At 48.8% G+C, this 24,413-nt stretch carries 24 protein-coding genes and 1 riboswitch; of the genes, 20 read left to right on the top strand and 4 right to left on the bottom strand.

Annotated elements, in window-relative coordinates; translation table 11 throughout:
• Positions 1-94: 94 nt before the first annotated feature.
• The 6 genes from MHH48_RS03845 to MHH48_RS03870 all read left to right on the top strand — a co-directional run bounded on the left by MHH48_RS03845 (position 95) and on the right by MHH48_RS03870 (position 6,276).
• The gene (locus MHH48_RS03845; protein ID WP_076326010.1) at positions 95-916 is read left to right on the top strand and encodes a zinc ribbon domain-containing protein; all 822 of its coding nucleotides are present in this window, start codon (positions 95-97) and stop codon (positions 914-916) included.
• Positions 917-1,014: 98 nt separating this feature from the next.
• Positions 1,015-1,914: a TrmB family transcriptional regulator gene (locus MHH48_RS03850; protein WP_076326009.1), complete on the top strand. Its 900-nt coding sequence runs from the start codon at positions 1,015-1,017 to the stop codon at positions 1,912-1,914.
• A 238-nt stretch (positions 1,915-2,152) separates the two neighbouring features.
• Positions 2,153-2,458: a hypothetical protein gene (locus MHH48_RS03855; RefSeq protein WP_179090732.1), complete on the top strand. Its 306-nt coding sequence runs from the start codon at positions 2,153-2,155 to the stop codon at positions 2,456-2,458.
• 117 nt (positions 2,459-2,575) lie between these two features.
• On the top strand, positions 2,576-3,673 hold the full coding sequence (locus MHH48_RS03860; RefSeq protein WP_179090731.1) for a metallophosphoesterase: 1,098 nt from the start codon (positions 2,576-2,578) through the stop codon (positions 3,671-3,673).
• A 381-nt stretch (positions 3,674-4,054) separates the two neighbouring features.
• Positions 4,055-4,155: riboswitch (purine riboswitch) on the top strand.
• A gap of 149 nt (positions 4,156-4,304) precedes the next feature.
• Positions 4,305-4,874, top strand: a complete 570-nt coding sequence (locus MHH48_RS03865; protein ID WP_076326006.1) for a xanthine phosphoribosyltransferase — start codon at positions 4,305-4,307, stop codon at positions 4,872-4,874.
• Between the two features lie 40 nt (positions 4,875-4,914).
• Positions 4,915-6,276, top strand: a complete 1,362-nt coding sequence (locus tag MHH48_RS03870) for a nucleobase:cation symporter-2 family protein (protein ID WP_076326005.1) — start codon at positions 4,915-4,917, stop codon at positions 6,274-6,276.
• Positions 6,277-6,405: 129 nt separating this feature from the next.
• Here MHH48_RS03870 and MHH48_RS03875 read toward each other — a convergent pair whose 3' ends face one another.
• The 4 genes from MHH48_RS03875 to MHH48_RS03890 all read right to left on the bottom strand — a co-directional run bounded on the left by MHH48_RS03875 (position 6,406) and on the right by MHH48_RS03890 (position 10,355).
• The gene (locus MHH48_RS03875) at positions 6,406-6,744 is read right to left on the bottom strand and encodes a hypothetical protein (protein ID WP_076326004.1); all 339 of its coding nucleotides are present in this window, start codon (positions 6,742-6,744) and stop codon (positions 6,406-6,408) included.
• A 99-nt stretch (positions 6,745-6,843) separates the two neighbouring features.
• A complete protein-coding gene (locus MHH48_RS03880; protein WP_076326003.1) occupies positions 6,844-8,805 on the bottom strand; it encodes an electron transport protein in 1,962 nt (653 codons plus the stop codon).
• Between the two features lie 64 nt (positions 8,806-8,869).
• Positions 8,870-9,148, bottom strand: coding sequence for a transposase (locus MHH48_RS03885; protein ID WP_076326002.1), 279 nt, complete (start codon positions 9,146-9,148; stop codon positions 8,870-8,872).
• 160 nt (positions 9,149-9,308) lie between these two features.
• Positions 9,309-10,355 (bottom strand): serine hydrolase, encoded by a 1,047-nt coding sequence (locus tag MHH48_RS03890; protein ID WP_076326043.1) that lies wholly within the window; start codon positions 10,353-10,355, stop codon positions 9,309-9,311.
• A gap of 387 nt (positions 10,356-10,742) precedes the next feature.
• On the opposite strand from MHH48_RS03890, the gene MHH48_RS03895 reads away from it, so the two are divergent.
• The 14 genes from MHH48_RS03895 to MHH48_RS03960 all read left to right on the top strand — a co-directional run bounded on the left by MHH48_RS03895 (position 10,743) and on the right by MHH48_RS03960 (position 23,945).
• Entirely contained in the window at positions 10,743-10,931 is a 189-nt protein-coding gene (locus MHH48_RS03895; RefSeq protein WP_006208082.1) for a hypothetical protein, read from the top strand.
• Positions 10,932-11,200: 269 nt separating this feature from the next.
• Positions 11,201-11,950, top strand: coding sequence for a type I methionyl aminopeptidase (gene map / locus MHH48_RS03900; protein WP_076326001.1), 750 nt, complete (start codon positions 11,201-11,203; stop codon positions 11,948-11,950).
• 434 nt (positions 11,951-12,384) lie between these two features.
• Positions 12,385-13,434: a cytochrome c oxidase subunit II gene (gene coxB, locus MHH48_RS03905; protein WP_076326000.1), complete on the top strand. Its 1,050-nt coding sequence runs from the start codon at positions 12,385-12,387 to the stop codon at positions 13,432-13,434.
• Between the two features lie 35 nt (positions 13,435-13,469).
• On the top strand, positions 13,470-15,368 hold the full coding sequence (gene ctaD / locus MHH48_RS03910) for a cytochrome c oxidase subunit I (protein WP_076325999.1): 1,899 nt from the start codon (positions 13,470-13,472) through the stop codon (positions 15,366-15,368).
• Positions 15,365-15,985, top strand: a complete 621-nt coding sequence (locus tag MHH48_RS03915) for a cytochrome (ubi)quinol oxidase subunit III (protein WP_076325998.1) — start codon at positions 15,365-15,367, stop codon at positions 15,983-15,985. The genes ctaD and MHH48_RS03915 overlap by 4 nt, the downstream gene beginning before the upstream one ends.
• A gap of 3 nt (positions 15,986-15,988) precedes the next feature.
• Positions 15,989-16,312, top strand: coding sequence for a cytochrome C oxidase subunit IV family protein (locus MHH48_RS03920; protein WP_071222061.1), 324 nt, complete (start codon positions 15,989-15,991; stop codon positions 16,310-16,312).
• 101 nt (positions 16,313-16,413) lie between these two features.
• A complete protein-coding gene (ctaG, locus tag MHH48_RS03925; RefSeq protein WP_076325997.1) occupies positions 16,414-17,322 on the top strand; it encodes a cytochrome c oxidase assembly factor CtaG in 909 nt (302 codons plus the stop codon).
• 24 nt (positions 17,323-17,346) lie between these two features.
• Complete coding sequence (locus MHH48_RS03930; protein WP_076325996.1) at positions 17,347-17,811, top strand: DUF420 domain-containing protein; 465 nt, start codon at positions 17,347-17,349, stop codon at positions 17,809-17,811.
• A 429-nt stretch (positions 17,812-18,240) separates the two neighbouring features.
• Positions 18,241-18,966, top strand: coding sequence for a hypothetical protein (locus tag MHH48_RS03935; protein ID WP_076325995.1), 726 nt, complete (start codon positions 18,241-18,243; stop codon positions 18,964-18,966).
• Positions 18,967-19,039: 73 nt separating this feature from the next.
• The gene (locus MHH48_RS03940) at positions 19,040-19,441 is read left to right on the top strand and encodes a GntR family transcriptional regulator (protein ID WP_076325994.1); all 402 of its coding nucleotides are present in this window, start codon (positions 19,040-19,042) and stop codon (positions 19,439-19,441) included.
• Between the two features lie 6 nt (positions 19,442-19,447).
• Positions 19,448-20,350, top strand: a complete 903-nt coding sequence (locus tag MHH48_RS03945; protein ID WP_076325993.1) for an ABC transporter ATP-binding protein — start codon at positions 19,448-19,450, stop codon at positions 20,348-20,350.
• Positions 20,351-20,372: 22 nt separating this feature from the next.
• Positions 20,373-21,275, top strand: a complete 903-nt coding sequence (locus MHH48_RS03950) for an ATP-binding cassette domain-containing protein (protein WP_076325992.1) — start codon at positions 20,373-20,375, stop codon at positions 21,273-21,275.
• Complete coding sequence (locus tag MHH48_RS03955; RefSeq protein ID WP_076325991.1) at positions 21,268-22,572, top strand: ABC transporter permease; 1,305 nt, start codon at positions 21,268-21,270, stop codon at positions 22,570-22,572. Before MHH48_RS03950 ends, MHH48_RS03955 begins: the two co-directional genes overlap by 8 nt.
• A 155-nt stretch (positions 22,573-22,727) precedes the next feature.
• Positions 22,728-23,945, top strand: a complete 1,218-nt coding sequence (locus MHH48_RS03960; RefSeq protein WP_076325990.1) for a TraB/GumN family protein — start codon at positions 22,728-22,730, stop codon at positions 23,943-23,945.
• Positions 23,946-24,413: the final 468 nt, after the last annotated feature.

The following is a 24,413-nucleotide window of genomic DNA, read 5'->3' on the forward strand; positions in this document are numbered from 1 at the left end:
AGCTAAAAATCGTTAATAACCTTAATGAAGAGATATGACAATGCGCCGGCGGCTCGCTGGTGAATCGGGATATGAGAAAGAGGAGGATTCATAAATGAATATTTTACAAAAGCTCAAGGATGGAGCCAACCGCGCAACGGAAAAGGCTCAGCACGTGGTGGAAGTGAATAAGCTCAACAGCCAAATTTCCGAAATCGAACAGCAGAAGAACTCATATTACTTGCAGATGGGTAAAGTGTTCTATGAGGGCTACCGTCAGCAGGACATGGCGATGGCTGAAAAAGAAATGGTCGAGCTTGCGCAAACCTGCGATGGATTGCAGGAGCAAATCGAAGCAATTCGGAACCGCATTGCGGTCCTCAAGAATGAGCGGGTCTGTGAATGCGGGCGGGTGGTCGCGCTGGATGCAAATTTCTGTCCATACTGTGGGAATAAGCTTGATAATTTAATTCACCCTGAGAAGTCAACAGCGGAAGAACCAAGGGAGCCTGAGCGTAAGATCATGTTTGATAAACATGAATATGCAGCGGCTGAAGAACAACAGGAGCAGGACGAATTGCATACCTATGATTTCCGTTCGAATCCGGATCCATACGAGCCGGATATGTATGAACCGGAGCCGGAGCGGCAGCACGAGGAAATGGAGCTGTCTGAACCGGAGGTTGATCCGGAACAGCTGCGTATCAAGCAGGAGGAGCAGGAGAAGGAGCGCCGTCACTGGGAAGAACTCGAGCGGGAGCGGGAGAGGCAGCTGGAACTGGACCGCCGCATTCGTTTCTGGCAGGAGAATAACCAAAGTCAGGACTATGTTGGTGATGATGAGGCGGCGCGCGATATGGTGAAGTGCCAGATTTGCAGTGTCGACCTGCCAAAAGGCTCGAAATGGTGTCCGCGCTGCGGAGCTGAACAGATTTAAGATATAGGGATTCGGACGATCATGCCCTTAACGCGAGTGTTAATATGACAGTATGAATGATAGAGCAAGCGTTCGAGCATCTTGGGAGGACTAATATTATGGAACAATTGCTGCATCATTTGCGGAATTTGGGATTTACGGAGATTGAATCGAAAATTATGGTGGACCTTGCCGAGTATGGGCCGGCAGGTGGTTATGAGGTAGCTAAACGACTTGGAGCTTCGCGCTCTAATGTCTATGCAGCCATGCAGCGTTTGGAGCGGCAAGGGGCACTTGAGCGAATGGACGGGGAACCCGTCCGTTACCGTTCGTTGAAACCGGAGGAACTGACGCGAATGATATCCGGCCGTGTGGAGGCATCACTCGCTTTTGTTGAGAAGAGCTTGCCGCGAGGAAGCGGTACCGCTGCTCCCTTCCTTAGTATGGAAGGAGATCAGGCGGTGCTTGATGTGCTCGTCCGGGAATTGAAGCGAGCGAAACAAGAGATCGTGGTTGACGTCTGGCGTGAAGAGGCATCGCTTCTGCGTGAACCGCTGGCTGAAGCGGAGGCTAGGGGAGTCAAGGTGCTGTGGGCTTGTGACGGCCCGGACCAGGGACTCTCAAGAACGCTGGCATGGTCTGGCTGGAACGGCCTGGCGGAGCGCAGAGGAGGCGGCCGGAAATTCTCCTTTGTTGTGGACCGGCAGTGGTGCATATTAGGGATGCGCGGCGGGGAATATGATACAGGAGCGGTCATCACGGAGCATCCGGTACTAGCGGAGCTCCTGCTGCATCATTTTACTCAGGAGATGGTATTGTTCCAGCTTGAACAGGACATGGGTGAGCAGCTGGAGGCGCGTTATGGAGAGCACTTTGGTCTGATCCAGAGCCTGTATCTTAATGCGGAAGCCGATGCCGAAGCTCAGGAAGACCAGGCTCCGGAACCGAAATCCAAACTAGCGGAGCATGAAGCTGATTCTAACTCAATGGACGGGGATAGCAGTCGAAATACGGCCTAGGGTTTCGGCTCAGCTCATGGGAAGCTTTTCTAGAAGTGACTTTTGTCACAGTTAGACATTATGGTTCATCGTACAATGTAATAAACATATAGATAAGGAACGCCGGGATTTATCTTGGCGTTTATTTGCTTAAGATCCAGCAACACGTGGGAATGAAGGTATGTAGCTGGTAGGAGAGCATGAATGAGGCGGTTTTTAATCGCAATCATGACAACCAAGAGAAGGGGGATGAATGAGCATGGAATGCATCGTTCATTTTACAGTGGGACATAAGGAAGAACCTAAGAAGCTTCGGGGATTGATTTTTGTGGATAAAGGAGAGAATCCTACAGGTCAGCAGCTGCTCGATATGTTTCATGAAATGGAGTATAAGGTGGTACCTGACCCGCATGATGAACTTCTTTTTAAACCGGAGAATCCCACGGAAAGTTATACTTATATACGTGTGAACGAACTCGATATGGGTCAAGAAAAATATACGGAAGACCGCAATCTGAAATCGCTGCTAAACGAGCTGCTGCCTAAACAGCGCACGGGCTTGTAACGGCTTGCTGGAGACATCATACTTGCGAAGAAATGAATAACCCCATCTGCCTTTCGTAACGTCCGCTGGGATTCGCAAAATCCGCTTGTTATAATGGATGTACGGAAGGGGATGGAGATGTTTATTTTTGCAGGAATCGTTGCATTATTGATTTACGGCTTGCTGGTTTATTATATTGGTCGAAGCGTATGGAGCTGGATGAAACCGGGTCCATCCCTTGTGCTCAAATGGACATACATAGTCGTACTGACGGTGGCATCGACATCGTTTATTTCAGGACGGTTCTTTGGTAACCTCACCGTGTTGAGTGTGATAGGATCGTATTGGATGGCTATTTTCTATGTCCTGATCATCCTTCTCCCGTTGATGCATATCATGTTGTGGCTGCTGAGATTGACGGCATTGCGAAGAGATGGCCTGGAGAAGGCGGCGGGTTCTATCGTGTTGGTGCTCATGGTGATTGTGATCGGTTTCGGCTCATTTAATGCGTATAGTCCAACGGTTCGAGCTTATGATATTCACGTAGATAAGAACGCCGGCACACTTGAGCAGCTGAATATCGTTATGGCATCCGACATGCACTTCGGCGTCTTGTCAGGTAAAGCCCATGCTGCGCGCATGGTGAAGGAGATCAATGACTTAAAGCCGGATCTGGTATTGTTTCCAGGCGATATCATCGATGACGACCTGGATGCTTATTTACGCCAGGGGATCGATCAGATTCTGACCGGTATCCAGGCAACGTATGGTGTGTATGCCTCACTGGGCAATCATGACCGATTCGAAGGGGAAATTCCGGAACTGATCGTGGCTCTTGAGCAGAGCGGCATGACCGTGCTGTATGATGAGAAATTGACGGTGGAGGGCCTGACGCTGGTTGGCAGACGGGATAAACAGGATCAGGAGCGGGCCGAATTGTCCACGATCATGGATGGGACCGATCTATCCCAGCCGATCATTCTGCTTGATCATCAGCCGAATGCGCTGGAGGAAGCACAGCAGCAGGGCGTAGACCTTATCGTTTCTGGGCATACGCACCGTGGGCAGGTATTCCCGGCACATCTGATTACGAAGGCCATGTTCGAGAATGATTGGGGATATCTGCAAAAAGGCCAGATGCATTCCATCGTCTCCTCGGGCTACGGCTTCTGGGGACCGCCGATTCGTCTGGGTTCCCGCTCCGAGATTGTTCAAATCCATGTTACATTTCAATAGATGATATTGAGGGTTGAGGGGTATACCGAGTGAACGCAGGTTTAACCGCTGGCGACATGGAAATGGAAGGGAATGGGAATGATATCTTATTCCCCTAGCAGCAAGCTCATGGTGGAACTTATACGCTCCGTATCCAGCTGGTTGATGTAAACGGGGATGTGTCGGTGCCCATCGGTGATCCTATGGAATCGATTATGGAGGTTTTTTAGCGGATTTAGTGCCTCTGCAGGCTGTCCCATGAAACTTATGGGGCAGCTTTTTTTCCTTTAATTGACCGGCAGTTTATTATTTCCGTAAATTTTCACTTTATTTTTTCATAGGGAATGCGTTATACTTCATTCATTCGGAAATATAACATTTACACGTAAGCATTCTAAGGAATTTGGATATTATACATTTTCTCGTATAGGTGCAGGAATTGGCCTGCATGTCTCTACCCGATCACCGGAAATGATTGGACTACGGGTTATAGCAGCAGCAGCGGACAAGCCAGGTCAATTCCATTTGACCTCAGGTGGCTCACGGTGCGTTTTTGTTGCTTATGCCCATTTGTTTCTTTCCCGGCGATTCGGTGAAAGGAGGAAGTGGGCTTTTTTTGCTTGGAATGTAAACAAATTTAAGGGGGAGCATCATGCAATTACTGCAGAACAAAGTGCAAGAGGAAGGCATTGTATTAAGCGGACAGGTACTTAAGGTGGATTCATTCCTGAACCACCAGATGGACCCGGTATTGATGAAAGAGGTGGGGAAGGAATTTACGCGATTGTTTAAGGAAGCGAACGTGACTCGTGTATTGACCATTGAATCCTCCGGCATCGCGCCCGGCATTATGACCGCCCTTGAGATGGAAGTGCCTCTCATCTTTGCACGGAAGCAGAAGTCGCTGACCCTCCGTGAGGATATATTCGTGGAGAAGGTGTATTCCTTCACCAAGCAGGAGACGAACGAAATTACGGTCGCGAAGAAATTCATCAAACCCGGCGATAAAGTGCTGATCGTGGATGACTTCCTTGCTAACGGCGAGGCGGCATTCGGGCTTGCTCGAATCGTAGAGCAGGCGGGCGCCGAGGTGGTAGGCATCGGGATCGTCATTGAAAAGGCATTTCAACCAGGAGGACGCTTGTTAGCCGAAGCGGGCTACCGGGTAGAATCGCTCGTACGGATTGCATCACTTGAAGATGGCGTAGTGACATTCGCATAGACCGAAAGCTGACAATTTAATTGGGGGGAATCAAGGAGCCATGGAACAACAGAAACAAGCGGTGCAAGAACCGATTTTTGATAAAAATCGGAGTCCGGGCAAAACCTTTTCATTGGGTTTACAGCATGTATTGGCAATGTACGCAGGGGCTATCATCGTACCGCTTATCGTTGGCGGGCAGCTCGGCTTAACTACGGAGCAGCTGACGTATCTCATCGCCATCGACCTGCTTGCTTGCGGGGTTGCAACCTTGCTGCAGGTATTCGGCAACAAGTACTTCGGTATCGGTCTTCCGGTCATGCTCGGCTGCGCATTCCAGGCTGTAGGTCCGATGATCATTATCGGGCAGAAGCACGGGATGTCGGCAATTTATGGAGCGATTATCGCTTCCGGTTTATTTGTCATTCTGTTCTCCGGTTTATTCGGTAAGCTGATTAAGGTATTCCCGCCTGTCGTGACAGGCTCGGTTGTTACAATTATCGGGTTGACGCTGATTCCCGTAGCTTTGAATGACCTTGGCGGCGGTCAAGGCAGCGAGGATTTTGGCAGTGCGCTCAACATTTCCCTTGGCTTCGGCGTTCTTGCCTTCATCATTATCATGAATCGGTTTGCCAAAGGTTTCTTGCGTTCGATATCGGTACTTCTAGGTCTTATTCTAGGCACCTTGGTAGCGGCATTCTACGGTGGAGTGGATTTAACCCCGCTGCGCGAAGCCGGCTGGTTCCGTGCTCCGCAGCCTTTCTTTTTTGGTACGCCGGAGTTTAAGATCGTTCCGATCATGACAATGATTCTGGTAGCGATTGTCAGTGTTGCCGAATCGACAGGCGTATTTATGGCGCTTGGCAAAATCGTGGATCGTGACATTACCTCCAAGGATTTGTCCCGTGGTTACCGTGCGGAGGGTCTTGCGATTGTGGTAGGCGGTATTTTCAATTCGTTCCCTTATACCACATACTCTCAAAACGTGGGTCTGATTCAGATGAGCCGTGTGAAGACGCGTGACGTGATCGTTGTGGCAGGCGGCTTGCTGGTCTTGATCGGATTTGTTCCGAAGATTGCCGCCATGACACAGCTTGTACCAACATCCGTTCTGGGTGGAGCCATGGTAGCCCTGTTCGGCATGGTTGTATCTTCTGGTATTCGGATGTTAGGGGATCAAGTAGACCTTAACCGACACGAGAACCTGTTTATTATTGCATGTTCCGTCGGCATGGGCCTTGGTGTGACAACCGTACCGGGTCTGTTCGCGAGTCTGCCTGACAACCTGCGTATTCTTGCCGATAACGGCATTGTGGCGGGCAGCTTGACAGCGATTGTGCTAAACCTGATCTTCAATGGTTTGAGAAATACCAAGCCCACTTCCACAGAGCAAGGTGATTCAGCAGAAGGACACGCTGCATAACAAATGTCTTTAAAAGCAGCCGGATGAACTCCGGCTGCTTTTTTTGTCCGGTCCCGTTAGTTCGAACCCCAACAAAACGGCTACCTTCATAGAGTGAAGGTAGCCGTTTTTACGTGAGGTACAAAATCTTTAGACTCGCTGCATTTGTTTCTCTGCAATATTGCCGATCCAGGGCAGCTTGAACCATTTTCCCTGAATGGCGTTGGCCATAAGCACCAGCCACATCAAGACGCCGACCAGCGCCAGGAGGGCGGAGGCCAGTAGGCCGATGATGGGCACCGCGCTCGACAGCAGGTGAGCGACGGCCAGGATGCCGAAGGCCAGCAAGGACTGCAGAGCATGGAATATGACGTAGCGGCTTCTTTTTTCTAATGATAGAAACAGAATTCCTCCGACCATCGGAAATAGATAGCACAGCGTAGCCGCCAGATTCTCGGGAAGTCCTGTGGACGATTTGAAAGGGGACATCTCATCAACTCCTTGTCTTAGACCGGTACTGGGGTAGGGCAAGCTTTATACCTTACCTTATGAGCCGATGGGACAAAGTATGATGGTTAAATCCCGAACTTATTTCATTTTTAATTGCAGCAGATACTTCACGAGAGCATCCTGCTGCTCTTGCGTGAAACCGCTGCTTTCGTCCACCCAATACTCATGCCCCTGACCGGTGACATGGGTGTCTCTCAGCCTTGAATCCTTGCGGTTCGCCTCGATGACCTGCAGTCTCAGCTTGCGGTCAAACAGGGCTTTCAGGCTGTTGTATGGGTCCGGGTGGATCCCTTTCATAAGCGTCTGCGAGACGCCGGTTTGTGTCAGCTCAGGCCCAACCGCTACGCCGCCGTCGTGCAAATACGGTGCGGACCAGCGAAGACCGATCAACCCTTTGACCTTATAACCGCCGCCCAACTGTTTATGGCCGAAGCCCAACTCGATCTGTTCGGGGGCGATATCATCCAGCGGGATTTTGGTTACCTTGGCATCCGGAGGGATCGGCACAGGCGTGTCGGGTGGATAGAACTCTGCTTCGCCAAAAGCGTTCTGCGTACGATGGAAAGCCTTGGCCCTAGCAGGCTCGGTACCAATTTCGGTCGCGCGCATAACGCGATTATTCGTAAAGAAGTCGCCAGCATGGCAAGTGATGCATTGTGCTTTTTTGAAGACTTCCGCTCCGAGGTTGATCGTTTTGGCATCCGAGATTTCCTTGGGATCCGTTTCAGGCGGACGGATGGTATTCTGATAGGCGGACATGGCGTTAACCTGCTCCCCAGCCTTGAATCCCGGCGAGCTGATGTACAGCCCGTTCGGTGCGATGGCTGAAACCTTCGGGAAATTCGGAATCTTAATCACCTCATTCACGCCGGGGGTTCCAGGATTGGGATCCAGCCGGTTAAAGAATTCGGTTGGCTTCAGCCCGCTGCTCGGATCATAGCGGAATTTGCGATGGGCTGCATTTTGCAGAATGGTGCCCACATAAATCTCTTTATCGATCCCCCATAACGGTTCGCTAACCTCAGTTTGACTCAGGGTGTCCGTATTCTGGGCGTGAACATTGTTGCTGAAGGTACTAAGTCCCTTGAAGGGACCCATGGTAGCGAAGCCACTCCAGCTGTAGGGATGATCGCCCTTCGTAAACATATCGGGAATTTGGGTCACGTCGCTCACCAGATCCACGGTTGTATCGAAAGTGCCGGGCATCCATTTGATCAGATTTTCGTCAACGGCTTTCTCTAGTAGGGTAGGATCGGGCAGCGCTTCGGTTTTTCCTTTAGAGTTTACAACCGTACGCTGCTCATTCTTAACATAATCCACCAGACTCGTAATGTCAGTATGGGTAAAATACGCCGCGCTATTCGAGGCCAGTGCCAGCATTAAACCGAGGTTTAGATCGGAATTGGGCGCTCCTTCCACAACCATTCCCGTTTCCCGGTTTACGGTCGCATGGCAGGCCATGCAGCTAACGCCGATGCGGGCTTTGCCTTCGGCATATTTAACCGTAACGCCAATGGGGGAATAGGCGCCTTTGGCTACGTCAAAGCCGGTATCAATCTTATCTCCCTTACGGAAGGATTTGTCGCCGATCGTAACATCCTGATCGAGTTCAACGCGTAGATTGGTTGTTCCGCGTCCCTTTAACTCGGCGATAGCTTTTGCCACGTTTTTCAGCTTCATCGGACCATCGACGATCCCCAAGATATCCGTTAAAAACACCTCATTGCCAAAGGACTCCTCATACAGTGTACGGCGCCCTAAGGCAAGCAGCTCTTTCGTCACCTCAACGGCGCCATGGGCGGCTGTTAATCTGGGGTCCTGATCCTTCAAGGCGGTACCGGGAACCGTAAGCGTCTTGCCCCAGATATCATACTGACGAATGAAACCCGTTTGCTGGGCTTGGAGCTGCGTGGTATTCTCAAGCTTATGTGCCGGTGGTATATAGGCGTATTCCGGCTCCACGATAGAAGCTGCAAGCCATATGGCTCCTACGATGGCGATCGGGATCAGCCATAGCAGAAGACGCTTCGATTTTCGCATGTCATATCACCCTTTTATAAGCAGGTCTGATGAATCATCTCTTCACTGCCGATATGCAAGGGTTTTAATCTACTTCCACATCATGCCGCAGCGGAGATTCGGCATTCACCTGTTTATCAGGACCTTTTTCCTTCGGAACCAGTCGCTCATCTGTCATGCCTCGATGGTGGTTTTCAAAATCATACTCCGCCAGCCGCCACTCCGTGGAGCCCTTCTGGGGATCGAACGGAAATTCCTCGCCGCGTTTCAAATATTCCTCCCGTCCCCATTCATTCGTGTAGGTTCCGTCTACTTCAACCTCTTCTCGTGAAATAGGGTGGAGATCCTTGTCTTTACCGGACATGTCGCATGCTCCTCTCAGGCTTGATTTTAGAAATGATTCATATCGCATAAAGTAACCAGAAAGAGGAGGTACTATCCGCTGAAATTTGCATGAAAGGTCAGGTTATAGGCGTGCCAACGAATCGAGTGCTTCTTGCACAGAGTCCGACGCTGGCGATCTGTCAGCTATTTGGCGAAGACGTTGCGGATATTGATTTTAGAGCATCGAGAATATAGCGCTCCAGCAGAAACCGCGGGTTCTTCCAGCGGCTGACCTTGCTGTCGGCCGTAAATACGGCGACTGTACCCAATTGGGGGAAAAGGTAGATTTGCTGTCCTCCATGGCCGTGTGCGAGTGCAAAGGGAGTCCCGTTCTGAACTCCGGTCCACCACTGGAATCCGTAATCGCCAAACGCGGGATAGCCCTCAACCTGCGGAGCGAGTGCTTGCTTAAGCCATGATTCCGGGATGAGTGTTGTACCTTGCCAACGTCCCCCATTCAGGCAGCAAAGACCGAATTTGGCCATGTCGCGTGAGGTAAGATAGAGGCCAATGTGACCCATACTGTGGCCCTCGGGACTTGGGGACCAGGCGGTATGACGAATGCCGAGCGGCTCGAATACATGTTGTCTGGCATAGGCGTAAGCATCCATTCCTGTAGCCTCGCTAATGGCAACGGAGAGCAGATGGGAATCAATGCTCCGGTATTGAAAGAGGCCCATTTCCTGTTCAATGACAGGGAGGGATAGCGCGAAGCTCGTCCATTTTCGGTTGCGGTGGAACCGGTGAATAAGCGGTTCCCCGAGCTTTTTACCGGTTTGCCACGCAAAGCCTGAGGTCATCGTCAGCAGATGATGAAGGGAAACCTTTTGCAATAGGGGATGGGCTCGTTCGGGAACATATCGCTGGAAGATGTCAATTACTGAGGAATTCAGGTCAGGTAATTCGCCGCGTGAGTGGGCGATGCCGCATAATACAGACGTAAAACTCTTGGTAGCGGACCTGAGATCATTCAGCGAGGTAATGCCATGACCGTTGTAATAGCGTTCGTAGATGAGTTTGCCGGCATGGAGCAGAAGAAAGCTGCGCATTTTCGGGTATTGTTTCTGAATAATCTGATCGACCTGATCGAGCACATCGCGCTGAAGGCCTGCGTCTTCAGGCTCCGCGACAGGAATAGGCGAGCTTATGTCAACAGAGGAGTGGAGAAAAGACTGGGTATTCGACATCATATTTAAAAGCCTCCTTGTATCTTACATATGTTATTCTGAGTATCAATTTGTGATATTCACTGATTTCTAGAGTTGGCGGGAGGTTCGATTGAATGTATCTTAACCAATTCCGGGCACAAAGAATGACCTGATGAAAAAACATAGGACATAAAAACATTTTTTGGGAAAGATGAAACAAACAGAAGAATATGATATAATATATTAATGATTCAGTTGCATGCTGTTAGGGTATGTATAGTGTCAGGTGCATTGGTAAGTTGCTGAATATCAACCTAATCATCACCGTAAGAACTGCAATATGGCTTCAACTTAATGAGGTAGATCTTTTCGGCATTCTCTTTAAACGGAGTAATTTTATTCCACACGTTTTGGGAGGGATCCATCATGGCAACGAAAGGTCACAATGAGGTTAAGGAAAGTCTGCGGGAAATGACACGAATTTTCCGGCCTAAAGATCCGAAAAAATTTGTAAAGGAGTATGTCCGGAAGTACCATATTATGGGAGGCTATGAAGAAGAGCTTACTCTTGTTGTTGAGCATGAACTTGGCAAGCTGAATTCCTCCGTTTCGTAACCTGTAATAGCACCTGGTCTATAAAAATATCACCAACACGCATCGAATCTTTACCTTGTTAATGACTAATGACATGAACCATTTAGAGTCTATGGTTAAACCGTTTTTGGGACAAATGTCCCGAAAGCGGTTTTTTTGCGTTTGTGAGTCCCCGTTTAGTCAACAGGCTCATACTTCTCGGAAAGTCCATTTTCAAGGGGTATTTTGCAACTTTCCCTACATATATTGTTAGCAATCGATCCGATTAGGATATAAGGGAGTGGACAGATGTGAGGATACAGCTGAGACGTAAGGAAGAGATCGGACATATCCGCGAGGCGGGACGCATATTGGCTGCGTGTCACCGTGAAATAGCGAAAGTCATTAAACCGGGGATCACAACGAGCGAGATCGATGCCAGGGTCGAGAAATTTCTGGAGAAGAACGGAGCCTTTCCCGAGCAAAAAGGATATAAAGGATTTCCATACGCCACTTGTGCATCAGTAAATGATGTGGTGTGTCACGGATTTCCCGACCAGAGGCCGCTGAAAGCGGGGGATGTCGTGACCATAGATATGGTGGTGAACAAGAACGGATGGCTGGCGGACTCCGGCTGGACCTATGCGGTAGATAAGGTTTCCCCAGAAGTAAAGCAGCTGATGAAACATACGCATGAAGCGTTGTTTAAAGGGATCGAGGCGGTACGGCATGGGGCAACCTTGGGTGACGTGGGCTATGCGATCGAGCAGGTTGCCGAAAGGGAAGGCTACGGGATTGTCAAATCGCTAGTCGGTCATGGCATCGGCCGGGCCATTCACGAACCGCCCGATGTGCTGAACTATGGAATTCCGGGAAGGGGACTCAAACTCAAACAAGGAATGGTGATTACCATCGAACCGGTGTTCACCCTGGGACCTTCGGGTGCCGTGTTCTGGGGGGATGACGGCTGGACCATCTCCAGTGCGGATGGATCGGTAGGCGTACAGTATGAGCATACCATTGCGGTTACTCGTGAAGGAGCTGTTATTCTGACGGATTAAGATCGCGAAAAATATACCATAATAATAGAAGGTATTCTTCGCGATGTGGCCTAGGCTTGCGGAGAACGCCTCCTTTATCATGGGGGCTCAGATGAACGGGGAGTAGCTGCATACAGATTCAAAAAGGCGGAAATGACTGTATATATAGCTATGAAGGCTGTCGCTGACGGGTTGCAGAGGATGTCGAATGATAGGTCGTCGGGTGGGAGATACCGTTTGAAAGCGATTGCAAAATCAGCAACGGCGCGACTTTGACGACTTTTCGAACAATTTGTGAACTCCCTGTGAATGATTGACAAAAGCAACCCATGAACTTATATTTAATAAGTGATTGCTTTAATTGACAGGATTACTTCATCCGTGATTGTGCAGGTAGATTACCGCTGTTTGCGCCGGATGGTAGTCTACGAAAATCGGAAAAGTGGGGTAGATCAATGATGAAACGGTGGCAGGCTGTAAAGCGTCTTCTTCCTTTGATGGCCATGTTTGCTTTGGTGTTATCCGGCTGCGGCCGAGAGGATTTGTCGGTCCTAAGACCACAAGGTCCGGTAGCACAAGGTCAACTGGATTTAATTAAGCTCTCCATTTCGATTATGACCGTCGTAATGGTTGTGGTATTTGGAATTGCCGCATACGTGCTTGTTAAATTCCGTAGAAAAAAGGGACAAGATGAAATTCCTGAGCAAGTAGAAGGTAACCATAAGCTTGAGATTATCTGGACAGCGATTCCGCTGCTCTTGGTACTCGTGCTTGCAGTTCCTACTATTCAAAAGGTATTTGCTTATGGAGAGAACGACTGGAACAATCCAGATGCAGTTAAGGTGGAAGTTACTTCTCACCAATTCTGGTGGGAGTTCAATTATCCGGACTACGGCGTAAGAACCGCTCAAGAGCTGGTTGTTCCTGTAGGCAAGAAAATTGCTTTCCAATTAAAAACGAATGATGTGCTTCACTCCTTCTGGGTACCATCGCTCGGCGGTAAGATGGATACAAACACAGAAGGCAGCGTTAACTACATGACTCTGGTTGCTGACAAAGCGGATACATACATTGGTAAATGCGCAGAGTTGTGCGGTCCTTCTCACGGCTTCATGGAATTCCGGGTGAAAGCGGTTGACGATGCGGCATTTGACAAATGGGTTGCGGCATTTAAAGAACCTGCAGTGCTTCCTGCGGATGCGGCACTCGCCGAGAAATTTAAAACCAACTGCCTTTCTTGCCACGCTGTGGGCGACCAAGGCGGGGCAATGGGACCTAACCTGACCGGCATTGGATCACGTGAGACGATTGCGAGTATCTTGCTGAACGACATAAGCGGCAAACCAGGCACAAAGCCGACGAAAGACAACCTGGTGGAATGGCTGATGGAGCCTCAGGCTGTAAAACCTGGCAACACGATGCCTAATCCGAAGGATCTCGGCTTCAGTGATGAAGAAATCGAGCAGATCGCCGATTACTTGGCCAATTATAAGTTGGATTATTAATACAGCAGCAAGAACTTTAAAAGGGGGTACAAACCTTGGCTCACGCTCATGCTCAAAGCCATAGCGTCAAACGCTACACGGGGTTAATGGATTGGCTTACAACCGTTGACCACAAGAAAATCGGTATATTATACCTGATAGCGGGCGGCTTATTCTTCGGGATTGGCGGTATTGAAGCGATTCTGATTCGCTTGCAGCTGATCAAGCCGATGAACGATCTAGTATCAGCTCAGGTATTTAACGAATTGATTACGATGCACGGAACGACGATGATCTTCCTTGGCGTAATGCCAGTTATCTTTGCCGTGATGAATGCGGTCATTCCGCTTCAGATCGGTGCACGCGACGTCGCGTTTCCATTTTTGAACTCGCTCGGATTCTGGACATTTTTGTTCGGTGGAATTTTGCTTAACCTTAGCTGGATTATGGGCGGAGCCCCTGATGCGGGCTGGACATCCTATACGCCGCTATCCACAACGGACTATTCATCTACACATGGTGTAGACTTCTATACGATAGGTCTTCAGATTGCAGGTCTGGGTACGTTGATCGGTGGTATCAACTTCCTGGCTACCATCATAACGATGCGTGCACCTGGAATGTCATTCATGAGAATGCCAATGTTTACATGGACGGCTTTCATTACATCGGCCATGATCCTATTCGCATTCCCTGCAGTTACGGTAGGTCTCGTATTGCTCAGCTTTGACCGTTTGCTCGGTGCCAATTTCTTTGATGTTGCGGCTGGCGGTAGCCCCGTGTTGTGGCAACATATTTTCTGGATCTTCGGTCACCCTGAAGTTTACATTCTGATTTTGCCGGCATTCGGTATTATCTCAGAAGTTATTCCGACATTCTCCCGTAAACGTTTGTTCGGATACAGCTCCATGGTATTTGCAACCATCCTGATCGCCTTCTTGGGCTTCATGGTTTGGGCTCACCATATGTTTACGACAGGTCTTGGACCTGTAGCGAATGCGCTCTTCTCCATCGCAACGATGCTGATCGCCGTTCCTACCGGTATCAAAATCTTTAACTGGCTCTTTACGATGTGGGGCGGTCAAATCCGCTTTACCAGTGCAAACCTGTTCGCGATCGGTTTCGTACCGACGTTCGTTATGGGTGGGGTTACCGGCGTCATGCTGGCATCTGCTCCTGCAGACTTCCAGTACCATGATACGTATTTCGTTGTAGCTCACTTCCACTACGTTATCGTTGGTGGTCTGGTATTCGGATTGTTTGCCGGACTCCACTACTGGTGGCCAAAAATGTTCGGTCGCGTACTGAACGAAACGCTTGGCAAATGGACGTTCTGGTTGTTCGCAATCGGCTTCCATTTGACATTCTTCGTACAGCATTTCCTTGGACTGCTAGGTATGCAGCGGCGGATTGTCTCATACTTGCCGAACCAGAATTTTGACGAACTTAACTTTATAAGTACCATCGGCGCAATCTTGATGGGTATCGGCGTTTTGGCTTTCCTGGCAAACGTTGTTGTCACTTCGAGAAAACCGGTTGGTGCTCCGAACGATCCATGGGAAGATGGCCGTACGCTCGAGTGGAGCATTCCTTCTCCACCGCCAGAGTACAACTTCAAGCAAATTCCGCTTGTTCGCGGCATTGACGCTTATTGGAAAGAGAAGATGGCAGGCAACAAAGAGATGACACCATCCGAACCGGTTGGTCCGATTCACATGCCTTCGCCAAGTATTCTACCGTTTGTAATGTCACTGGGTCTGTTTATCGCGGGTCTTGGTTTCATGTTTAGCACGGAGGACTTCTCAAATTCGTTCATGAGCTTAATCTTCAATAAATATATTGTTCTGATTGTTGGTCTTCTGATTACGTTCGCGGCTATGATCGCTCGTTCCCTGTACGATGATCATGGATATCACATCGAAGTTGAAGAACTGGAAGGGGAGGGGAAAGCATGAGTCACGCTGAACATGTAAACGGCGAACTTCCTCACGAGCCGGAGAAGGCAACACTCGAAGGCCGTAATAAGGTTCTTGGTTTCTGGCTCTTCCTCGGTGGAGAGGCCGTGCTCTTCGGTACGTTGTTTGCAACGTTCCTGGCGCTTCGCGGCCAGAACAACGAAGGCCCAACCGCAGCCGAGCTGTTCTCTCTGCCAATTACGGCAGCAGCAACGCTGATATTGCTTGTCAGTTCCTTGACCAGTGTGTTCGCCATTCAGGCGCTTCACCGTCACAAAATCGAGAAGCTGAAGTTGTGGCTGATCGTAACCGTTGTTCTGGGTCTTGGGTTCCTTGGCCTTGAGATTTATGAGTTCTATGAATATGTTGTGCATGAATCGTTTAACATGAAGACGAGTGCATTCTCGTCTGCATTCTATACGCTGGTTGGCTTCCACGGTGCCCACGTTGCTTTCGGGGTTGTGTGGATCAGCCTGTTGATCGCTCAGCTGTACAGAAAAGGGTTAACCGTGGTTACAGCACCTAAGGTATATGTTTCTGCCATGTACTGGCACTTTATCGACGTTGTATGGGTGTTCATCTTCTCGGTCGTATACCTTCTTGGAAAGGTGGGCTAAGGAATGACTGCGAATCAACAATCTAATGAGGGGCCTACAGTTAAACACCGCCATCGTGTGGAAGGCCCTGAGAAACACATTGTTGTCTTTATTTTCTCCATTGTCCTGACTGCGATTGCTTTTGCGGCTGTCGCAGCCGGTGGCATCAACACAGCATTTACGATCATCATTTTGCTGGTTATGGCTGTGTTGCAGGTGTTCGTACAAATGGGTTACTGGATGCACTTGAAGGACAAAGGGCATCTAATGCCAATCCTGTTTATGATTGGCGGCTTCTTCGTAGCTAGTACCTGTATTGTCATGGCACTGTTCTGGGTTTGGTGGTAGAATGAAAAAGAGGTGGGCTACTTTCAGCCCCCTCTTTTTTTAAATCGTAGGTAGGTGTCACAATTTGGACAGAATTTAACCCGTTATGGGGAGGTTTTTGCATGCTGGGCTTAGAATATTTTAGTTTTGCAGATAAATGGAGTCCCTTGTTCCTAGCATTTATGCTGCTCGTAACAGCAGGTTACTTCCTGTTGACCGGGCCGCTGAGCAATCGATTCGAAGGGAGTGCTCCGGTTTCCGCAGGGAGGAGAACACTGTTTGTAGGCGGTATGCTTGCGTTCTATCTTGCACAGGGTGGACCCATTGAACTGCTGGGGCATACGATGTTCTCGTTTCACATGGTCAGTATGGCAATGTCCTATTTAATGGCGATGCCGCTCTTGATTCTGGGTATTCCTGTTTGGATGTGGCGTGCCTTCGATAAGGTCAATCCGTTTAAGAATCTCGGTTTCCTTGCACGTCCGATTGTTGCCGCGGTTCTGTTTAACGGCTTATTTTCTTTTTATCACATCCCGGTTATCCATGATTTTGTTATGTTGAATTTCTGGGTGCACCGTTTGTACTATTCAATCCTGTTTATCGCCTCGCTGCTGATGTGGTGGGCCATTATTAACCCGATCCCGGAGAAGGACAAGTCCTCAGGGCTTTTGAAAATGGGGTATATTTTTCTCAATATGGTCTTGCTGACACCGGCATGTGCGCTCATTATTTTCTCGAGCGAGCCGATGTACGCAACTTATAGCGATCCGGTGGTATGGGCAAAGGCGATGGGGTACTGCGTAGCTGGCGATACCTCGGCGTTGCTTAGTAAATTCGGCGGACCTGAGTTCTTTGGATATCTAGAGCCTGCAATTGACCAGCGAGTGGGCGGGATCATCATGAAGTTTTTCCAAGAGATTATTTTTGCTTCGATGCTGGCCTATGTGTTCTTTCATTGGTACAAACGAGAAAATCAGGAAGACGATCCTTTGCCTGGCGAGATTCCTCCCGGCAAGCTCAATCAGGCGTAACAGGATTATTGAAGGGGGATCCATATGGATTGGTTTTTTATTTTTCCCACGGTCAGTACAACGTTTATTGTCATCAGCGCCGTGCTGGTAGCGATTGGCTGGGGTCTTATTATTAAGGGGAAGCGCGAAGCCCACAAGAAAGTGATGATCTGGGCGGCCGTCGCGGCTGTCATCTTCTTTATCATCTATTCCTCGCGCACCGTATTCATCGGCAACACGGCATGGGGTGGTCCCGATGATCTAAAGCCGTATTATCAGGTATTCCTGGTCTTCCACATTGTACTGGCTACCGTAGCAGCGGTCTTTGGGATCACGACATTGACCCTCGGCTTTAAGGAGAAGTATTCCAAGCACCGCAAGTGGGGCAGAGTTACGTCGATCATCTGGTTCTTTACCGCCATTACCGGCGTAGCCGTGTATACCTTGCTGTACCTGTTATATCCGGGCGGGCATACTCAGCCTGTATGGAAAGTGATATTTGGAATGTAAGCGTGGGAGAACACCCGTCAGAGAGATCTGGCGGGTGTTTTTTAATTTGAGGAGCGGCTCATTTAAGAGGCAATGTGAGGGATGTGGTGGGGAGTGTATCCGTTCCGGTCGCTGTTGAAACCAGGAAACTGGGATGAGATGAAATGGATGTTTCCCGGTTTCAAAGGCGAACGCCAGGTCTCCTCCACGGCTACACTCCCCTCGTGCAGGGAAGCTCTTGAATGAGCCGCAGCAGGGGAGAGTGACACCCGGCAGGAAACCTCTGCCAGGTGTTTTTTTACAACTTCTATTGACACTGTTTATATACACACTATATACTGTGTATAAAGATATACACAGTGAGCACAGTAATCACACTAAGCACAGTGAAACTTAGACTGCGATGATAAAACGAAATGAATATATGAAGGAATGAAAGGATGAGACGCATTGCAACAGGTTTTCCATAATGCGATGAAGATCGTGAAGAAAGACTTCGCAAGCGATAAGTTCCAACTCATATGGACGATACTGTTCATGCTGTACATGGGGCTTTCCACGAGTTTCGTCATAAACGTTCAGTTTGAGCATCTAGAGGAATACAACAACCCATTTGTCGATTTTATCATGGTGCTTTTTGCTCCTTTTGTAGGTTTTGTATTTAACAGAAGGTCCTTCAAATATTTGAACGAGGATTCATACACCCGAATGCTGTACTTTTACCGGAGCATACCGGTGCCGGCTTCCGCGATTTTTGTTAGTCGGATCATAAATAGCCTGATCGCTTTTGCCATCAACAGCATCGTGTTTTATGGATTCATCTACGCAATGGGGAATCACCTAAGAAGTGCGATGGCTATTCCCGAATATATCGCCTTTATGCTGACGTGGGTCGGTGTCGGATTTTTATTAACGGGGCCTTTTATTTACTGGGAAAACATGTGCAGCGGCAAGGTGTATCTCAGGAACACCGTTCTTCTGAATCCGCTCATTGCCGGATCGGTCGCCGTACTAAGCTTGCTGGGCTACAGCATCTTCGAATTCGTAGCGGACGCCTCCATCAAATGGGGGCTGTTATCTCCGGTGATGTGGGGCTCCCTGATTGTGGGATTGGCATCTATGCTGCTTATGAGCAAATTAACCTGCATTCGGCAGCAGACCCGGGATTTATCATGAAGAATATGAAGATGAATCCGTATGGCTTGCGATGGCACGGGTTTATGTTCTTAGAAAAGCGAGGTGGTAAAAGGTGCGACTTCTGATACAGATCAATGAAAATAGCGCAGAGCCTTTATATCACCAGATTGAAACACAGCTGCGCTCGCTCATTATTAGCGGTCAGATCGAGGAGGGAACGCTATTGCCATCCATTAGGGAATTTGCCGGGAATCTGAAGTGTAGCGTTATTACGGTGCGCAGGGTGTATCAGGATCTTGAGAATGAAGGGTTGCTGCGAACGAGACAAGGTACGGGAACTTTTGTTGCTGGTGTCGGCGACCAGGCCCGAGAACAATATAAACGCGATGCGGTTATAGAGGCATTAAGGACTGCTGTAGATAAAGGGCTTGCCGTTCAATTCAATGAAGATGAGATGAAAGAGATGTTCATGGAAGTTGTCCGCGAAAAATATGACACAAAAGGAGGTCGCTAACATTCCATGGAACCGCATGTTATTGAGTTTCGTAATGTCATTAAACGACGGAAAACGAAAACCATCGGTCCGATACAATTATCGATCCCTCAAGGATATATTGTTGCTCTGGTGGGGCCTAATGGCTCGGGGAAAAGCACCTTGCTGAACATGATGATGCAGACCGTGTTTCCGGACGAAGGGGAGATTACTTGGTTCGGCGAGCCTTACCGGGGAGAGCTTCCCGTCTCCATCCGTAAACAAATGGGCTTCGTACCTGAACAGCTGAGCGTAGAGGAACAGAATATGTCGGTGGATGAAGCGGCCAGCTTTCGCGCATCCTGGTATGACACTTGGGACGGTTATTTTTTCGATGAGCTGTTATCCCGGTTCGATGTCCCGCGGGGCGTAAAACTTCGCAAGATGTCCAAAGGGGAACGACGCAAATTTGAGATTGCCGCTGCACTTGCGCCAAGGCCCAAGTTCTTGCTGCTGGATGAACCTTCTTCCGGTCTTGATCCTTTCGCTTGGAAGCTGATGATCGATCAGCTGCACAAAGTGATGAAGTCCATGGACACAACAATCGTGCTCTCAACCCATGTGGTGGATGAAATTCGTCGTCTGGCGGACTACGTCATTCTCATCCATCATGGGAAGCTGCTGGGCATGGTGGAGAAGGACTCGCTGCTGGATAACTGGAAGGAGTGCTGGATTCAAGAGGATGCCTCCATTGTCGAGGAACTGCCGGGTATTCTGAGTTTCAAACAAGAGACAGCGACTACGATTTCTTTTATAACGACGGAATGCTTGGAAGTGGAGAAGATCCTGCAGTCTGCAGGCATACCGTTTATTCAGACCCGTTCCCTGGAGCTGGATGAAGTGCTTCGATTATGGATTGATGGAAACATTCCTGCCAATGTGCAGAACTAGGATAGAGAGGGGTTTATACGATATGCAACGATTGCAATTAGACAATGTAGTAAAGATTTATGCGGACAAAACGGCGGTAAACCAGATTTCGCTTCAGGTTGAGGAAGGTGAAATCTACGGACTGCTGGGTGCGAACGGCGCCGGCAAAACAACCACCATGCGAATGGTGCTTGGATTGATCTACCCGGATGACGGAACAATTCTGTATAACGGAAAGCCGTATAACAAGGAACTGCGTCACATTATGGGTTACTTGCCGGAGGAGCGCGGGTTATACCCGAAAGTGAAAGTCAGTGAGCAGATTTCCTACTTGGCACAGCTGCGGGGCATGTCCGCGAAAGACGCGGATAAGAGTTTGAAATATTGGCTGGAACGGTTTGAAGTACCGGACTATTACGATAAGAAGATTGAGGAACTGTCCAAGGGTAACCAGCAAAAAATGGGCTTTATCGCAGCGGTTGTTCATGACCCGCAAATTCTGATTCTGGACGAAGCCTTCAGCGGACTGGATCCGGTGAACGTCGAACTTCTGAAATCAACAGTAAAAGAACTCCGCGACAAGGGCACAAGCATTCTGTTCTCCACCCACCGGATGGAACATGTTGAGGAGTTGTGTAAGAACATTACCATTCTGCATCGCTCCAATACGGTAGTGAAGGGGAATCTGAAGGATATCAAATCCAAGTATCCTCGTGAAGAAGTGGTGCTCGGTACGTCCGGTGAAGTCCGGGGTCTTGAAGCCCTGCCTGGCGTAACGGCTGTGGAGCGAACAGAAGATGGCTACTCCATCCGGATCAGCCAGGTTGATGCAGCGCAAAGCATTTTGAATACAGCCATGTCGCAAAGCACGATCCATCGGTTTGAAGTGAAGGAGCCGACACTCAATCAAATCTTCATAAAGGCGGTAGGTGAATCCAATGAATAATATGTGGACCGTTATCCGATTTACGTTCATGAATAAAATAAGAACAAAGTCCTTTCTCGTTTCAACCTTGATTTTTGCACTCATTATTACGATCGGGATCAATCTTCCTTTTCTGATCCAAATGTTTACAGGAGATAAAGCAGGCTCTGAAGAAACCACCCGCATCGGCCTGGTATACGGACAGGAGCAGACGCTCGCTGAACAACTGGAGACTACCTGGAGTAACCTGCCGACAACCTCCTATGAATTGGTGAAATACGAAACGGCTGATGAAGCCGCTCTGAATAAGGATATTAAGGATGGCGTAATCGAAGGTTATCTGAAATTCGAAGCGCAAGAAGGCAATACGTTCCCGACCGTGGTTTACAGCTCTGAAGATGAGGCTATGAGCCCGGAACTGCAATCCAATCTGCAAGCAGCTCTGCAAGTGGCGAAGACGCGCAGCATTGTAGACGGACTTGATTTGTCCGATGCGCAGATTAATGAACTGAATCAACCGGTTCAAATTGACGCTCGGAGTATCGATCCTACAGAAACAGGTAACGCTGACGGAGCTTCCGGAGAGAAGGAAGGAGCTTCCGAGGTTATTAACTACATTGTTGTGTATGCACTGATTATTCTCTTCTTCTTCACTTTGATGGGGACAGGTAACATGATCGCTTCGGAAGTAACAACAGAGAAGAGCTCCCGCATTATGGAGATTTTGATTACAAGCGTATCTCCGCTGAGCCAAATGTTTGGTAAGGTTATCGGCATGTTCCTCCTGGGACTATCCCAGATCGCGGCATTTGGAGTTGTAGTTGTTGTGAACTTGATACTGCCGCACAATATAGATACATTGAAGGAAATGGATCTCGACCTGACAGCCATAGACCCGATGCTGCTGGTGTTCGGTTTAATCTTCTACATCCTTGGCTATTTCTTGTATGCGATGCTCTACGCGGCTATCGGTTCGATTGTCAGCCGTACCGAGGATTTGGGGCAGGCGGTCATGCCGATTACGATGCTGTCCCTGGTGGCATTCTATATCGCCATCTTTAGCCTAAGCGCTCCGAATTCGATGCTGATGAAGGTATCCACCTACATTCCGTTCATCTCGCCGACCACGATTCTGGTTCGTATCGGCCTTGGCAGTATCCCATTCTGGGAGATCCTGCTTTCGCTGGCGATCCTGATCGTATCCATCCTCGTTTTCGGTTGGCTGGCTGCGAAAATCTATCGGACCGGTGTCCTGATGTACGGCAAGCGCCCTACATTCAAGGAGCTTAGAAAAGCGATGAAGGCTTATAAGATGTAAGCATAGGCAGCACTAATTGTATTGTTTTGGGCTGCTGGAGAAAAAAGTGGAAGACTAGTGGGCGCCATACCGACCATCGGTATGGCGAATCATCATAAATCTTTAATCATAAAATGAATTTTCAAGATCACACGAAAATAAAGGAGATTACATAAATGAAAAACTGGAAAAGAATGCTATTATCCCTCGCGATTTCGGTTGGTTTGCTCTCTTCGGCAGGGGCTGCCATGGCGGCTCCACAACAACAGCCGGCAGTAAAAGTGGATAATCAAGTGGTTGCCTATTCGCAAGGCTTACCGATTATAGAGAAGGGCACAACGCTTGTTCCGCTCAGAACAACACTCCAGGCTTTGGACGTGAAACTGACGAATGCAGCAGATGACACCATTACCGTGGTCGTGGATGGCAAAACCATTACCCTAAAAGGTAAACTGAAACAAATCAATGGCGTAACCTATGCGCCAATTCGAGTTGTTGGGGACGCTGCGGGTTATAAGGTTAGCTGGGATGCGAAGACTCGCGCCGTTCTGCTGGTTTCCAAGGAAACAGAAACCGCACAAGCTGGCGGCCGCGGCTTCATGTGGGAAGTGGAGAGCAACGGGAATACTGTGTACCTAGTAGGCTCCATGCATATCGCGGATGATAGCTTCTACCCGTTACGTCCGGAATTTGAAGAAGCATTTGCCGAGGCCGACTATCTCGGTGTCGAAATTGATATCAGCAAAGCGGCTGATGAAGAGCAGCAGAAACTGATCATGGATCTGGGAATGTATCAGGATGGGACAACCTTGAAGGACCATGTATCCAGTGAGACCTATGCTAAGCTTGGCGGAATTCTGAAGCAAAGTGGCATGCAGCCGAATGCACTCGATGCATTCAAGCCTTGGGTTGCCGAAACCACGATCAGTAGTCTGAAATCCGTAAAAGCCGGGTACGAAGCATCAGCTGGGATCGACCTGTATTTCATCCAGAAGGCCATCGAACGCAAAGTTCCGATTCTGGAGCTGGAATCCTACGAATCCCAGCTGGGTATGTTTGATGGCTTCTCCAAGGAGCTGCAGGAGAAAAACCTCAATACCGCCCTCGATAACTTCGACGTACTGGACGAGAGCGTGAACCAGATGGCCGAAATGTGGAAAACAGGCAATGACGAGCAGTTGCTCGAGTTAACAAACAGCATGTCGGGTGACGAGGAATATAACAAAGCGATGCTGATCGACCGCAACATCGGCATGGCAGACAAAATCGACGGATATTTGAAAAACGGCAAAAACGAAGAGTATTTCATTGTGGTAGGGTCAGCTCATTATCTGGGTGAGCATGGCATTGTGAAGCTGCTTAAGGATAAAGGCTATACGGTTGTTCGCAAGTAAAATAACTGCAGGGTGGTAGTCTTCGGGAAACAAAAAACCTTCCAATGATCGTCATTCGATCATTGAAGGTTTTTTGTTGTTCTTGCAGGTATATCCGTGACAAATGATGAGTAGAGCAAAACTTGCTCCCTCTGTGTAAGTTGATCTTGGAAGGGGGGGCGAGCGATTACCTTCCAGCGTAGGTGTTTTCCCAACCAAAAATTTCATGATGTTTCAGAGTCTGGATATCGGCTACAAACCGTTCTGTATCAGCCTTTGGCAGACTTCCCGTCAAATGGTTTCAGCAGTGGCAATCAATGCAGCGCTTTCATTTTTCCAAAAAAAGAGTTGATAATTGAGAAATCATCCTCTATGATAATGTCATCAGACCGGATATGAAAATTAAAGCACTTTAACTTTTATACATACATCATCCTATGAAACCCTGAAAACAGGGGGAACTTTATATTGAAAGTTAAAGCGTTATAA

The sequence above is a fragment of the Paenibacillus sp. FSL F4-0100 genome (assembly GCF_037993005.1).
In the GTDB taxonomy this organism is placed as follows: domain Bacteria; phylum Bacillota; class Bacilli; order Paenibacillales; family Paenibacillaceae; genus Paenibacillus_AQ.